We start from the raw sequence: 13,429 nt of genomic DNA, 5'->3' as shown, positions 1-13,429 counted from the left end.
CGGGGGATCCCCCATGCCGCTGCCGACGATTCGGGCATGTCTGGACACGTGGCCAGACGTCGACTTCTACCAGGTGTACGGCATGACCGAGATGTCCGGCGTATTCAGTGTTCTCGGTCCTGCCGATCATCGCGACGTCGAACATCCTGAACGGCTCGTCTCCGCGGGTCGACCGCTTCCCGGAGTCACCGTCAAAGTTGTTGACCCAGAGGGAAAGACGGTGGCTCCCGGTGAGGTCGGCGAGTTCTGGACACAGTCCCAGCAGCACATGCTCGGCTACTGGGACAAGCCACAGGAGACCGCGGAGACACTCGTCGGTGACGACTGGTTGCGTACCGGGGACGCCGGGCACATGGATGCCGACGGCTACCTGTTCATCTCCGACCGGGTCAAGGACATGATCATCACCGGCGGCGAGAACGTCTATCCCGTCGAGGTCGAACGTGTCGTGATCGAACACGACGCCGTCGCCGATGTTGCGGTGATCGGTGTGCCCGACACGAAGTGGGGCGAGTCCGTGAAAGCGGTGATCGTATTGAGTCCCGGCGCCGAGGTCACCGAGGATGAACTTGTCGCCCACTGCCGCGCCCGGCTCGCCGGATACAAGGTGCCCAAGTCGGTCGACATCGTCACCGATCTGCCGCGCAACTCGACCGGCAAGATCCTCAAACGCGAGATCCGCAAGGAATTCTGGGAGGGGCGGACGCTGCACACGTGACGATCATGCCGAGCAGTTAACGGAGGCCGATGATGTCAAATGTCCCGGACGACAGTTCGCATACTGCGATGACGGAACCGGGCACGGTCAGCACCTGGCGGATGTACTGGGAACCGGTGCAGGTCGCGACGTCGACGGCTTGCACAGCGCCGGTGAGCGGGTCGACTCTCGAGAGGCTGCGACCGTCGAGCGTGGCGACGATGTGGTCACCGACGAGTGCGAAGTCACCTGGCCGACGTGCGGGATAAGCAGGCACTTCCACCGTGTGACGCTGTGCGTATGAGCGCACGAATACCGAATCGGCCGACACATCTGTGGGGATGAGAACGACCGTACCGCGCGGGCCGCGTGCGAGCTGCCCGACGCTGCCGGGCACCGGTGCGGAGTCGACCTGCTGCCCGCGATCGTTGATCACGACGACGTGTGCTGAGTCCGCCGAGCTTCCCGGCGCGACGAGAACCGCGAACTCATCCTCGGAGACCGCGGCAACGTGGACGACGTTGCCCGAGGGCAGGTCGGACTGCAGACGAATGGGTGCACCCGTCGTACGATCGGTCAGCTCGAGCTGTCCGTCGAGGCACCTCGCCTGTGCAGCGTGTGTTTCTACACCAGGGCAGTCCTCGTAGGACTGATCCGCATGGCTGTCGTCGACGGAGCGCGAACGGATCTCGCCGGTGACGGGGTCGAGTCCGACGGTGATGTTCGCGCGGCGCGCCGACACGGTTCCGTCGGGTTCGACGGCGAGTGTGACCTGAGGCCCGTCCTGATCATCGACGGTGAGATCAGCGAAATCGAACGACCATCGGGGTGATCCGGTGCGCCCGTCGTAGGCTGTCACCGTGTTGTCGTAAACCGCCACGAATCCGTCACCAGCGCGAGCGAGTGGGTCTCGGCCGTCTCCATTCAGCCTTGTGCGGTAGGCGACTTCGGTGACATCGGTCGGCAGTGGCGCCGTCGGCTCGGCCGCGGCGAGGTGCGGCCGCCACGGATTCGCGTACGAGCGTGCGAGGGTGATCGTCGACGGCACGACGAGTGCGATGACGAGAAGAGCGACGACAGCGCTGGTCCGGGCCCGACGTGGTGCGGAGATGGGCAGCGCAGCGACTGTGCACAGTGCGACCGAACCACACACAGCCGCGACGATCGCGTAGACGAACGCACCATGGCTGTCGAAAAGTCTTGTGACATCGCGGTTCTTCGATCCTGCGACAACGCAGGCAATCACCGCGATCACGGCCATGATCGCAACCGACGGCAGGCTCGCCGACCACCATTCCGCGGTCCACGCTCGCCTGCGGACCGACAGCGCAAGCAGTGCGAGAGCACCAGCGATGAGAGCGCCGAATGCGAGCGCCCGTGCGATCGCACCCGGCGCACCGGCGAGGTGGAGATCGGTTCGGAGTATCAGCGAGGTCACCCCGAAAGCAAGTGCGAGCAACGCGAGCGATATCGAGAAGCCGACGAGCACCGGCGCACTGACGACGTTCGACTCGACGGGCGCACCCTGCGTCGGTGACGCAGTCGATTCGTCCGTCGGTTGTGCGTCCTCCGACGGCGCCGCCACGTCGTCGCGATCACTCTGAGCGGTCATCGGGTACCTCGCATCGTGGAGATGGTGTCGTCGAAGCCCATGACGACACCGCCTGGGAAGGGTTCCATCGACTCCGCCCGGCCAGGTCGGCTCTCATGGGTGCCCGCGCGCAGGTCGACCGTGGTGATCTGTCCCGTGGATGCCGAGCGCGGCTGACTCCCGTCCCAGGAAAGGGTGGCGATCAGGAGTTGATCGTGCAGGAAGAGCGAGGAGGAGTAGCTGCCCTCGACCGGAAATAGCAGAGGAGTGGTGGGTGCGGCGAGCGAGATGAGTTCGATTTCCCCACGGTTGGCCGGTTCTGCGATGCAGTTCTTGGAGGCGTTGTCGCAGTTGATGATTCGCTTGTCAGTTAACTCCGCGACATGCTTGCCGGTCGCGTCCGCGATAGCGGCAGGGTACTGATCCTGCTGGTCGGCGACGTAGTGATATCCCTCCGGTAGTGGTGGTCGGTCGGGGTCGCGCGCGTCGCGCTCCGGGCGGCTCGGGAGCACTGCGCCGGTGTTCGCGTCGAGTACGCGGGTGTGACTGCCGTCGGGGCAGGTGAGCGTGAGCTCGACGGTGTCGTCCAGATCTCTGACGTCGTCGATGCTGCACGTCGTTCCCGCGTCGTGGCTCCAGCGCAGTTGGCCGGACGTGGGGTCGTACTCGCGAACGGTGCTGTCGTCCGTTGCCTCCAGGAGGTGATGAACCTGTGGGTCACCCTCGACATCGCGATCCGAGTTCGCTCGTGGAAGCGACAACGTTGTCGAGTTCTTCCATATTCTCTCGCCGGTTGTCGCGTCGATACCGAATGATCTCGTCCCTCCGGGGAATCCGCCGACGGTGACCGCAACGATTCCCTTGGCGGTGACGACGTGGACGCGTATCGAGGGGGAAGGATTGCCGACCACTCGCAGGTTCCATCTGGTGGTGAGGTCGTCGCCGTTGTACATCGTCAGACTGCTCGGTTAATCGTAAAGCCCGGCCGCGTCGACCGTCACGAAACCTGGACCCACCGGGTATGCGGCTACGACGCCGTCGGCGAACTGACGCGGCTCGCCAACGACAGCAGTGGGAAGAGGCGTCGAAACCTGATGGCGGTCACCGAGATCGATCTCGATCATCTGATCTTCGGCACCGGCTGTCGGCGGCGCGAAGACCGCTGTCGCGGTTGCCGCTGCAACGAGCGCGATCACTGCGGCCAGGGCGACTCCGCGCGTCGTCGACGTGCGGGGTGCGCGCCCTGCGAGGCCGAAGGGCAGAAGAAGAAGCCCAACGAGCGCCACCCAGAATGCGGCGAGTGTGCCGCCGTAGCCGGTGCCGTGGATGTCCGCGTCGTTCATCGACGGCGCGTGAGTGAAGTAGAACAGGCCCACGAGGGCCTGGCAGAGCAGCGCGACGAGGCACACGAGTTTCGCGGTGTACCGGGCAGTATTCGAACGCGTGAGCACGGCGACGACCGTCAGCGCGACAACGACCAGGGACAGCACCATCGTCGCCGTGTTGACGGTGAGCCGGATGTCGCTGAAGCGGACCTTGCCGCCCGTCATCGACCTGTCGACCAGGTTCTCGGTACCGAACAGGATCACCATCAGGGCGACGGCGGACGCTCCGAGCAGTGCACCGAGGCCAAGGCCGGTGACCACCCAGTCGACCCAACCGCGGTGCTTGGTCGTGCCCCCTGGCTGGTCAGCTGCTGACGCTGTGACTTTTCGGGCGTCGGGGTCGGGGGTTCTGCGCACGCCGGGGATGCTACCTATCGGGCAAACGAGTGGTTCGACGTCCTCATTCGCGCGAGCGACGGCTCGAAGCAGATCGGCCTGTGGAGCCGGGGTGGATGCGTTCGGGTGTGAACGCGGCGCGGGTCCGAGGATTCAGGGGATCGGGGGAGCGTCGGTGTCGCTCGCGGTGCCGCCGCGACGCAGGATTTCTGCTTTCGCTCGGGCGATGCCACCGTGTTCCAGTGCGGCCAGGTTGGATTCGCCACTCCAGACCACCCGACCGTCGCGGCGTCGAACCTCGACAGTCATATGTGCGCCGAGATGCTCGATCGCGCCGGGGATGTTGCGTCGCTGGCTGGGGAGGGGCACCGGCAAGACGTGCGCATCGCCCAAACGACCAGACCCTTCGACGTGAACGACGTACCGACGCCCTGTGCTGTGCAGCGACCACGATTCGTCGGTGACCTGTGCGCGGACGGGTGAGATCAGCGGGTCGCCGACGCGTATCAGGCGTCCGTCGGGTAGGAGGACGACGATGACGGTGACCTCTGTCTTCAATGGCCCCGCACGGACGGTTCCGCCTGCAAAGGCCACGCACGCCGTCGGTTCGGTGAAACCCTGGGCCTGACCCCACCACCAGCTCTCGGGGAATCCCTCACGACCCCAGTTCTTTTCGGCGTACACCTGGGCGCCGTCGAGATTCCAGGTCTCATCGCCGACGGCTGCGGTACCGCTCGCGCGGCCACCGAGCAGCCACGGAGACCAGTACTGGTTGAGCCCCGGTATGGAATGGAACAGTCCGGAGGCGCCGTAGGCTCGACGCGGCCACGGCACCGGATCGTCGACGCGGACGTCGAGACGCGCGTCGGGACCCAAGTCGACGTGGAGCTCATTCGTGTCGGCGCGAAAGGCTGAGTTGGCGGCGACCTCGAGAGCGTGTGGATTGTCTTGCGCGCCAGGATGTGCGCTGGTGCGGAGCACTCTGTTCGGGTGGGAAGCCAGCCCTATCGTGGCCCAGCGGTCGCCGTTGGCAGCCGTGTTCACGCCGCATAGGGCGATGAGCGTGCGGCCACGGTCGGGTTGAGTGAACCGCCAGAAGTAGCCTTCCATGGCCACGCCGTGCCCGGCCAGGGGATTGCCGAAGGGGAGGTCGGCGCCGCTGACGCGATAGCGAGTGCTCAGTCGGGACATGTGCCACTCCTCGTGCCGCTCCTGGAGGCAGGCTACCGCGCACCGGCAGAGCCCCGCCAAGGCTTCGGGGACTCCGCACGACTATTGGATTTGGCATTGCCAGTCGGTTGTCGGTAGGCGACGCTTCTCGGGTTCGACGACCTCAACGACGTATTTCGACCACGGCATGAGGAACCGGACCTTGCGAGAGTCGCCCGAGGAGGTCGGCGAACCGCATGGAACCGTCGATGCCCGATCGGCATCACAGCGACCGATCCAGGTCTTGGACGCCACCGACACCCACCGCGCACACTCGGGTCGAGGATGCAGGACGCTCCACATCGAAAGGAATCGACATGAAGGTCTTCGTCACCGGCGGTTCTGGCTACGTCGGCACCGCCGTCATCACGGCACTACAGGACCACGGACACACCGTCGCAGCGCTCGCCCGCAGCGACCGCTCCGCCGACGCGGTCCGCGGTCTGGGGGCCACTGCAGTCCGCGGCGAAATGACGGACCTCGAGGTGTTGAACGAGGCCGCTGTGCAGAGCGAGGCCGTGATCCACCTTGCCCAGGCGACCACCGGCGCCGAGGATCGAGCAGCTGCTGAGGCAATGCTCGACGGGGTGGGGAGCGGAACCTACATCCATACCGGTGGCACCTGGGTTTACGGTGACACAGACGGTGTCGCCGACGAGGACGCGCCGTGGAATCCGCCAGCGATCGTGGGCTGGCGTCGTGACGTCGAGGACGCGGTGCTGGGACGCGTCTGCGACGGTAGGACTCCTGTCGTCATCCGACCGGGTCTGGTGTATGGCGGCCAGAACCGCCTTATCGAGGAGTTTGTCATTCAACCGGCCCGCTCCGCAGGTGCTGTGGAGTACATCGGCGACGGGTCCGCGCACTGGGCACTGGTGCACGTCGAGGATCTGGCTGATTTGTACGTCGCCGCCCTGGACGCATCGGCGGGGTCCGTGTACGTCGGCGTGGGCGGGGTCAACCCGTCGACGCGCGACGTCGCCGAGGCGATATCGTCCGCACTTGGTCTCACCGCCACTCCGGTGTCGATCCCGCTGGACGAAGCGCGAAGCACGATGGGACCTGTCGCCGACGCGTTGGCACTCGACCAACAGCTCACTCCGGCTCGCGCCCAGCGTGAGCTGGCCTGGGCTCCGGCACATCTCGACCCTCTCGGGGAGTTGTCACAGGTCTGAAGGTGGCGCATGGTGGAGATTGCGACCGCGGACGGTGCGCGCAGCGATGTCGACGACGGGGAGGACGATCGGTGGACCTCGATCTGAGGAAGCTGCGCTACTTCGTCGCGGTCGCCGACGAACTCCACTTCGGACGCGCAGCCGCGTCCCTGCACGTTGCGCAACCCGCGCTGTCGCGCCAGATCCGCGCGCTGGAGGCCGACCTCGGAGTGATGCTCTTCGATCGGGACCGACGGCGCACAACGCTGACCGACGCAGGGCGACAGCTTCACGCGGACGCACCAGCCTTGCTCGAGGCAGCGACCGCTGCGACGAGGAAGGCGCGGGCCGCCGCTGAGACGACCGCCTCGATCACCATCGGGTTCATGCCCGGTCTCACCCTCTCGGCGCTGTTGCGGCGCCTTCGCGAGACCCATCCCGCGATGCAGGTGAGACTTCTGCGCACCGATTGGAACACCCAGACAGCAGTCCTCCGTGACGGCAGGGTGGACATCAGCGTGGTCCGACTTCCAGTCCCACGCAGTGGAATCCATCTACGCCCGTGGTTCAGCGAACCACGTGTCGCGGCGATCCCCGCACACCACCCACTGGCTGGGTCGTCCTCGATCGCGCTGGCCGACCTGGCACGCGAGCACCTCCTCCAGAGCACCGATGCGGTCCCAGAGTGGCAAGCGGTCGCAGACGAGTTCTGTTCGGGGACACCGGTACCGACCCATCCCCAGCACAGCGTTGAGGAGAAGCTGGAACTGGTCGCCGCCGAGGAGGGCATCTGCATCCTGCCGCTGAGCACCGGACAGTTCTACACACGGTCCGATGTCGCGGTGGTCCCGATCCGCGACATCCCGCCCAATGAGGTGGCATTCGCTTGGCTTACAGGGTCGAGGAGCCCGCAGGTGCGCGCCGTGGTGGACGCTGCGACGGCCGATCGGGACGCCATGGCCACCGACGATGGATGACACCCGCACGGTCGCGATGCCGGTGCCCTCGAAGGTGATGGTCGGAGTGGGGCCCGACACTGAAACTCGTCCGCCAGTCCGGAAACTGGCCGAGCGCGGCAACCGTAACTAGTGACTCAAGTCACAAAATAGACAAACCTGAGCGGAATGGACTCAACTCTGCGTGCGTTGAACCACTCGAGTGGCCATAATTGAGCCACGGAGACTTAAGAACGCAAGAACACGTAAAGAAAGAGGTACCACCAAGTGGACAGCTTCACCCCGACCACCAAGACGCAGCAGGCGTTGAGTGCTGCTGTGCAGGCGGCGGCCGCTGCTGGTAACCCCGACGTACGTCCGGCCCACATCCTGGTCGCGCTGCTGGACCAGTCCGACGGTATCGCTTCGCCGCTGCTCAAGGCGGTGGGAGTGAACCCGTCGACTGTTCGGGCGCAGGCTCAGGCCATGGTCGACCGGGCGCCGACGGTGTCGAGTGCCAGTGCTCAGCCGCAGCTTTCCCGCGAGTCGATCGCGGCGGTCACGGCCGCCCAGCAGCTCGCCACCGAACTCAACGACGAGTACGTCTCCACCGAGCACCTCGTCGTCGGGCTCGCCACCGGCGATTCCGATGTCGCCAAGCTGCTGCACGACAACGGCGCAACCCCGCAGGCTCTGCAGGAGGCGTTCGTCGCCGTCCGCGGAACCGCGCGCGTGACGTCGGAAGACCCCGAATCCACCTACCAGGCATTGGAGAAGTACTCCACCGACCTGACCGCTGCCGCCCGCGAGGGCAAGCTCGATCCGGTCATCGGCCGCGACTCCGAGATCCGTCGTGTGGTGCAGGTGCTCAGCCGCCGTACCAAGAACAACCCGGTCCTCATCGGTGAGCCCGGCGTCGGCAAGACCGCCATCGTCGAGGGGCTCGCGCAGCGCATCGTCGAAGGTGACGTGCCGGAGTCGTTGCGCAACAAGACCGTAGTGTCGCTGGACCTCGGATCGATGGTCGCGGGCGCCAAGTACCGCGGTGAGTTCGAGGAGCGGTTGAAGGCCGTGCTCGACGAGATCAAGGGGTCGGCCGGGCAGGTCATCACCTTCATCGACGAGCTGCACACCATCGTGGGTGCCGGTGCCACAGGCGATTCCGCCATGGACGCGGGCAACATGATCAAGCCGATGCTCGCTCGCGGTGAGTTGCGCCTGGTCGGTGCGACGACGCTGGAGGAGTACCGCCAGTACATCGAGAAGGACGCCGCCCTGGAGCGTCGGTTCCAACAGGTCTATGTCGGTGAGCCGAGCGTCGAGGACGCCATCGGCATCCTGCGCGGCCTGAAGGAGCGTTACGAGGTGCACCATGGTGTGCGCATCACCGACTCCGCGTTGGTCGCTGCCGCAAGCCTTTCCGATCGTTACATCACATCGCGCTTCCTGCCCGACAAGGCCATCGACCTAGTCGACGAGGCTGCGTCGCGGCTGCGGATGGAGATCGACTCGCGCCCCGTCGAGATCGACGAGGTCGAGCGCGTCGTCCGACGCCTCGAGGTCGAGGAGGTCGCCCTCGAGAAGGAGCACGATGAAGCGTCGAAGCAACGTCTCGAGAAGCTGCGTCAGGAACTGGCCGACCAGAAGGAGAAGCTCAACGAGCTCTCCGCACGCTGGCAGTCGGAGAAGACCGCCATCGACGCCGTTCGCGACACCAAGGAAGAGCTCGAACGCCTTCGTGGAGAAGCGGATCGGGCCGAACGTGACGGTGATCTGGGTCGTGCGGCCGAGCTTCGCTACGGCAAGATCCCCGGCTTGGAGAAGGAGTTGGAAGCCGCGATCGAGAAGACCGGCACCGACCCCGACGAGGACGTGATGCTGCAGGAGGAGGTTGGCCCCGACGACGTCGCACAGGTTGTGTCGGCGTGGACGGGCATTCCCGCAGGCAAGATGCTCGAGGGTGAGACCGCCAAGCTGCTGCGCATGGAAGAGGAACTCGGCAAGCGCGTCATCGGCCAGAAAGAGGCCGTGGTCGCCGTGTCCGACGCAGTCCGGCGTGCTCGTGCAGGCGTCGCCGACCCGAACCGGCCACTGGGATCGTTCCTGTTCCTGGGTCCGACCGGCACCGGTAAGACCGAGCTGGCCAAGGCGCTGGCGGAGTTCATGTTCGACGACGAGCGCGCGATGGTGCGCATCGACATGAGTGAGTACGGCGAAAAGCACGCCGTGGCAAGGCTTGTCGGTGCACCTCCCGGCTATGTCGGATACGAGCAGGGCGGTCAGCTGACCGAAGCGGTACGTCGCCGTCCGTACACGGTGGTTCTCTTCGACGAGGTCGAGAAGGCCCACCCGGACGTCTTCGACATCCTGCTGCAGGTGCTCGACGAGGGTCGACTCACCGACGGCCAGGGACGCACGGTCGACTTCCGCAACACCATCTTGATCCTGACGTCGAACCTGGGTGCAGGAGGCGACCGGGACCAGGTGATGGCGGCGGTGCGCAGCGCGTTCAAGCCGGAGTTCATCAACCGACTCGACGACGTCGTGATCTTCGAGGCGCTCAGCCCCGAGGAGCTGGTGTCGATCGTCGACATCCAGCTCGGCCAACTGCAGAAGCGTCTTGCTCAGCGTCGACTCGAACTGCAGGTCACGCCGAAGGCGAAGGAATGGCTGGCCGAGCGGGGATTCGATCCGCTCTACGGCGCCCGTCCGCTGCGTCGCCTGGTGCAGCAGGCCATTGGCGATCAGCTCGCCAAGGCGTTGCTCGCCGGTGATGTCCGCGACGGCGACGTCGTGCCGGTCAATGTGAGCGCCGACGGAGATTCGTTGGTTCTCGGCTGACAGCACTGACAGAAGGTCCCCGACCCACAACGGGTCGGGGACCTTTTCGTGTCTGGGTCTTTCTGAAGACTGGGTTGACGCCTCAGGCTGCGGTCACCGCGATGTGCGGTTCGAGCCGTTTGAGTGCCTGCCGGATACGTGACTTGGCCGTCGGCAATGCCACTCCCAATTCGTCGGCGACCTCGCGGTAGGTCATTCCTCGGAAGTAGGCCAACTCGATCGCCTCGCGCTGCAGTTCGGTCAGGCGGGACATCAGGAGTCGGACCTCACGGATGGTTTCGCGGCGCTCGGCCGATTCGCTGACCACGTCGTGTTCGACCCTGGTCGACTGCTCGGCCGTGCTGTAGACGTGGAGTCGACGCTTGGCAGCGGTTTCGGAGCGAACCCGGTCGACGGCGCGACGATGAGCGAGAGTCATCAACCAACCGAGCGGCGAACCCGACTCGGGGTCGAACGTGTGCGCCGAGCGCCACACGGTGAGGAAGACCTCCTGCGTCGTTTCCTCGCTGAGCCCGCGGTCGCGCACGATGCGGAGCACCATGCCGTAGACGCGGTGACTGGTCTCGTCGTAGAACTGAGCGAATGCACGGGCGTCGCCGTTCGCGATCCGGGTCAGGAGCACCGAGAGCCTATCGGTCGTTTCGGTCATGTTGTGCTCCTGTCCAAGCGATCGTTCCCCCGATCGTTGCGGACTACGCTAGGGCGTCGCGCACGTGCGGCGTCAGATCCAGCAGGGGATTGCGACTAACTCGAAACCCAAGACGCCGACGGTCACGGTGCGATAACACCTCGAGGGCCGAACAGTTAACGATGTGCTGACACGTATTGTGTTTTGCGCAATCGGCCGAATGCGAAAAGCTGCAGACGGTGGGCGGAGCACTGCTCACCGCTTTCGGGTAGAGCTGGGACTGTCAGCTGTTGTCGGTGGTGGCCTGGTACAGCCAGGAGACCACCAGAGCGCCCGGGTCCACGACGCCGCGAGCATTCTCTCCGACGTAGCTCGCGCGTCCCTTGGTGGCGGTGGTGTCGCGGGTAGATTCGGCTCCGTCCGCAGCCTTCTGGCCGACCGCAGAGAGGGGCTCGCCGTCTTCGAGGGCGTCGACGGCCGGGCTCAATGCGTCGACCATGGTCTTGTCACCGACCTGTGCTCCGCCGAGGTCCTGGATCTCGGCGAGGGCGCGCGAGGAGCCCTCGCGGATCGCCGACTCGAAATCGTCGTTGTCGGCGAAGGCCAGGGACAGTTCGCGGAACAGTACGCCGAAGATGACTCCCGATGTGCCGCCGGAGCGGACGAGGTAGGAGGTGCTGATCGCGCTCAGGACTTCGCTGTCGGAGCCCCGCAGAGGAAGACTGAAGTGCGACAGGGCGGCTTCCATGTTCGTGCCGAAATCGCCGTCGCCCGCGCGTTGATCGAGCTCCGTCAAATCGGCGATGGAGTCCTGGACGTGCCCGACGAAGCGGGTCAGCCATTCGTTCTCGGGGCCGTCGTCGGCGGAGTCCGAGGGTTGGGCGAACGTGGTGTCGCTCAGGGGTGCTGTGCTGCGAGAGGGACTCGCCGCCCATCCCGGTGCTGTGGTCGGGGCGTCGAACAGGGTGAGGATCTCGTCGTCGGCGCGAACGAGTGTGATCGAGACGCCGCGCATGTCGAGTGCGGTGACGAACGTGCCGACCATGGGACGCGCGATGGCGATTCCGCGGCGGTCGAGATCGGCGACCACCTCTCCGAACACGAGATCGAGTTCGAGGGGATGCGCGGCGCCCAGTCCGTTCACGAGACAGATCACCTCCTCGCCGTGAGTCAGCGACAGTGCGTCGACGATCGGATCGACCATGCGGTTGACCAGTTCGCGGGCACCGACCCGGGTGGTGCGTTCGCGCCCTGCCTCGCCGTGGATGCCGACGCCGAACTCCATCTCGTCGGCGTCGAGTTCGAAGGTCGGCGACGACTCGGAGGGCATGGTGCACGCGTGGTAGGCCACCGAGATGCTCCGCGCGTTGTCGACCACACGTCGTCCGATCCCGGCGACAGTTGCCAGGCCATCGCCGCGCGCGGCCGCCGCGCCGCAGATCTTCTCGACGAGAATTGTCGCTCCGGTTCCACGACGACCGGGACCGGTGTCGGAATCCGACGCGACGTCGTCGGAGACGATCACGTGGTCGGTCTCGATGTCGTCGCGTACGAGGTGTCGAGCGATGCGGAAGTTCATCACGTCGCCGGTGTAGTTCTTCACGATGTGGAGAACGCCTGCGCCGCGATCGGCCCACCGTGTCGCGCCGACGATCTGCAGGGCGTTGGGTGAGGTGAAGACGAGTCCGGGGCACGCGGCGTCGAGCATGCCGGCACCGATCATGCCGGAGTGCATCGGCTCATGACCGGAGCCGCCGCCCGAGACGAGAGCGACGGTGCTGTCACCGTTGCGTTCGCGTAGGTGGAGGAATCCCGGGTCCGACTGCCAGGCGATATCGGGATGTGCGGCGACGAATCCACGCAACGAATCCGTGATGAAGGTGTTCGGCGAGTTGAGGATGTAGTCGCTCATTGGATCAACCGTATCCTGCAACCGTTACCAGTGCTGTCGGTGCCTCGGAGTAATCTGCGGCCGTGAACGCAGATGTGATCGTCGGCGACGACGGACGGGCGCGGTGTACGTGGGCGTCGGTCGAGCCCGAGACCACCTACCACGACACCGAGTGGGGTTTTCCGCTGACGGGCGACAACGCGTTGTTCGAGCGGGTGTGCCTCGAGGGATTCCAGTCAGGTCTGAGCTGGCGCACGATCCTGAACAAACGTGAGAACTTCCGGGCAGCCTTCGACGGCTTCGATGTCGAGAAGGTGGCGGCATTCACCGAGCGCGACGTCGAACGGCTTCTCGGCGACGCTGGCATCATCCGGCACCGCGGCAAGATCGAGGCGGCGATCAACAATGCGCGGTGTGCGACGGAACTCATCGAGAACGAGGGGTCGCTGGAGTCGTTCTTCTGGGGGTATGCGCCTGCGGCAGAACATGTTCCGGGATCGATGACGCTGTCCGACGAATCGACGAGGCTCTCGAAGGATCTCAAGAAGCGTGGCTGGAAGTTCGTCGGCCCGACGACGATGTTCGCGCTGATGCAGGCGTCCGGGATGGTCAACGACCACGCCCATGAGTGCGTCATCCGGCCGAAGGTGACTGCCGCGATCGAGGAGTACCTGACGTCCCGCTGAACGCCCGTGGCGGTGACACACATCTGCGGCGCCCGGGCACTCGTCGCGCTCAGACTGTCAACAATCCGACAATGTG

Annotated in this window: 11 protein-coding genes; 5 read left to right on the top strand and 6 right to left on the bottom strand. The window is 65.4% G+C overall.

Annotated features, from left to right (window positions below):
- The coding region (locus tag GOOTI_RS11740) for an AMP-binding enzyme (RefSeq protein WP_007238807.1) at positions 1 to 718 on the top strand (718 nt) is incomplete at its 5' end.
- Positions 719 to 734: 16 nt separating this feature from the next.
- Here the strand turns inward: GOOTI_RS11740 and GOOTI_RS11735 are convergent.
- The 4 genes from GOOTI_RS11735 to GOOTI_RS11720 form a co-directional block, all read right to left on the bottom strand.
- Entirely contained in the window at positions 735 to 2,309 is a 1,575-nt protein-coding gene (locus tag GOOTI_RS11735) for a hypothetical protein (RefSeq protein ID WP_007238806.1), read from the bottom strand.
- Positions 2,306 to 3,241 carry a PQQ-binding-like beta-propeller repeat protein gene (locus tag GOOTI_RS11730; RefSeq protein WP_007238805.1) on the bottom strand — a complete coding sequence of 312 codons (936 nt, stop codon included), beginning with the start codon at positions 3,239 to 3,241 and terminating at the stop codon, positions 2,306 to 2,308. Before GOOTI_RS11730 ends, GOOTI_RS11735 begins: the two co-directional genes overlap by 4 nt.
- Positions 3,242 to 3,256: 15 nt before the next feature.
- Positions 3,257 to 4,030 (bottom strand): hypothetical protein, encoded by a 774-nt coding sequence (locus GOOTI_RS11725; RefSeq protein WP_007238804.1) that lies wholly within the window; start codon positions 4,028 to 4,030, stop codon positions 3,257 to 3,259.
- Between the two features lie 132 nt (positions 4,031 to 4,162).
- Positions 4,163 to 5,200: a tocopherol cyclase family protein gene (locus GOOTI_RS11720; protein WP_007238803.1), complete on the bottom strand. Its 1,038-nt coding sequence runs from the start codon at positions 5,198 to 5,200 to the stop codon at positions 4,163 to 4,165.
- Positions 5,201 to 5,535: 335 nt separating this feature from the next.
- Between GOOTI_RS11720 and GOOTI_RS11710 the strand changes: the two genes are divergently transcribed.
- The 3 genes from GOOTI_RS11710 to clpB all read left to right on the top strand — a co-directional run bounded on the left by GOOTI_RS11710 (position 5,536) and on the right by clpB (position 10,148).
- Positions 5,536 to 6,393, top strand: coding sequence for an NAD-dependent epimerase/dehydratase family protein (locus GOOTI_RS11710; protein WP_007238802.1), 858 nt, complete (start codon positions 5,536 to 5,538; stop codon positions 6,391 to 6,393).
- Positions 6,394 to 6,464: 71 nt separating this feature from the next.
- Positions 6,465 to 7,349, top strand: coding sequence for a LysR family transcriptional regulator (locus tag GOOTI_RS11705; RefSeq protein ID WP_007238801.1), 885 nt, complete (start codon positions 6,465 to 6,467; stop codon positions 7,347 to 7,349).
- A gap of 246 nt (positions 7,350 to 7,595) precedes the next feature.
- Complete coding sequence (gene clpB / locus GOOTI_RS11700; protein WP_007238800.1) at positions 7,596 to 10,148, top strand: ATP-dependent chaperone ClpB; 2,553 nt, start codon at positions 7,596 to 7,598, stop codon at positions 10,146 to 10,148.
- A gap of 82 nt (positions 10,149 to 10,230) precedes the next feature.
- Here the strand turns inward: clpB and sigK are convergent, their stop codons facing one another.
- On the bottom strand, positions 10,231 to 10,797 hold the full coding sequence (gene sigK / locus GOOTI_RS11695) for an ECF RNA polymerase sigma factor SigK (protein WP_007238799.1): 567 nt from the start codon (positions 10,795 to 10,797) through the stop codon (positions 10,231 to 10,233).
- 262 nt (positions 10,798 to 11,059) lie between these two features.
- Complete coding sequence (locus GOOTI_RS11690) at positions 11,060 to 12,688, bottom strand: dihydroxyacetone kinase family protein (protein ID WP_007238798.1); 1,629 nt, start codon at positions 12,686 to 12,688, stop codon at positions 11,060 to 11,062.
- Positions 12,689 to 12,750: 62 nt separating this feature from the next.
- Here GOOTI_RS11690 and GOOTI_RS11685 point away from each other — a divergent pair, with 62 nt between their 5' ends.
- Positions 12,751 to 13,353 (top strand): DNA-3-methyladenine glycosylase I, encoded by a 603-nt coding sequence (locus GOOTI_RS11685; RefSeq protein WP_007238797.1) that lies wholly within the window; start codon positions 12,751 to 12,753, stop codon positions 13,351 to 13,353.
- The last annotated feature ends 76 nt before the right edge of the window (positions 13,354 to 13,429 follow it).

It is taken from the genome of Gordonia otitidis NBRC 100426 (genome assembly GCF_000248075.1).
Lineage (GTDB): Bacteria > Actinomycetota > Actinomycetes > Mycobacteriales > Mycobacteriaceae > Gordonia > Gordonia otitidis.
This window is presented reverse-complemented; position numbering and strand designations above follow the sequence as displayed.

Excerpts from the sequence above, each read along its gene's own strand:
- GOOTI_RS11735 (WP_007238806.1), bottom strand. The coding sequence starts at position 2,309 with ATGACCGCTCAGAGTGATCGCGACGACGTGGCGGCGCCGTCGGAGGAC.
- GOOTI_RS11730 (WP_007238805.1), bottom strand. The coding sequence starts at position 3,241 with ATGTACAACGGCGACGACCTCACCACCAGATGGAACCTGCGAGTGGTC.
- GOOTI_RS11720 (WP_007238803.1), bottom strand. The coding sequence starts at position 5,200 with ATGTCCCGACTGAGCACTCGCTATCGCGTCAGCGGCGCCGACCTCCCC.
- GOOTI_RS11710 (WP_007238802.1), top strand. The coding sequence starts at position 5,536 with ATGAAGGTCTTCGTCACCGGCGGTTCTGGCTACGTCGGCACCGCCGTC.
- sigK (WP_007238799.1), bottom strand. The coding sequence starts at position 10,797 with ATGACCGAAACGACCGATAGGCTCTCGGTGCTCCTGACCCGGATCGCG.
- GOOTI_RS11690 (WP_007238798.1), bottom strand. The coding sequence starts at position 12,688 with ATGAGCGACTACATCCTCAACTCGCCGAACACCTTCATCACGGATTCG.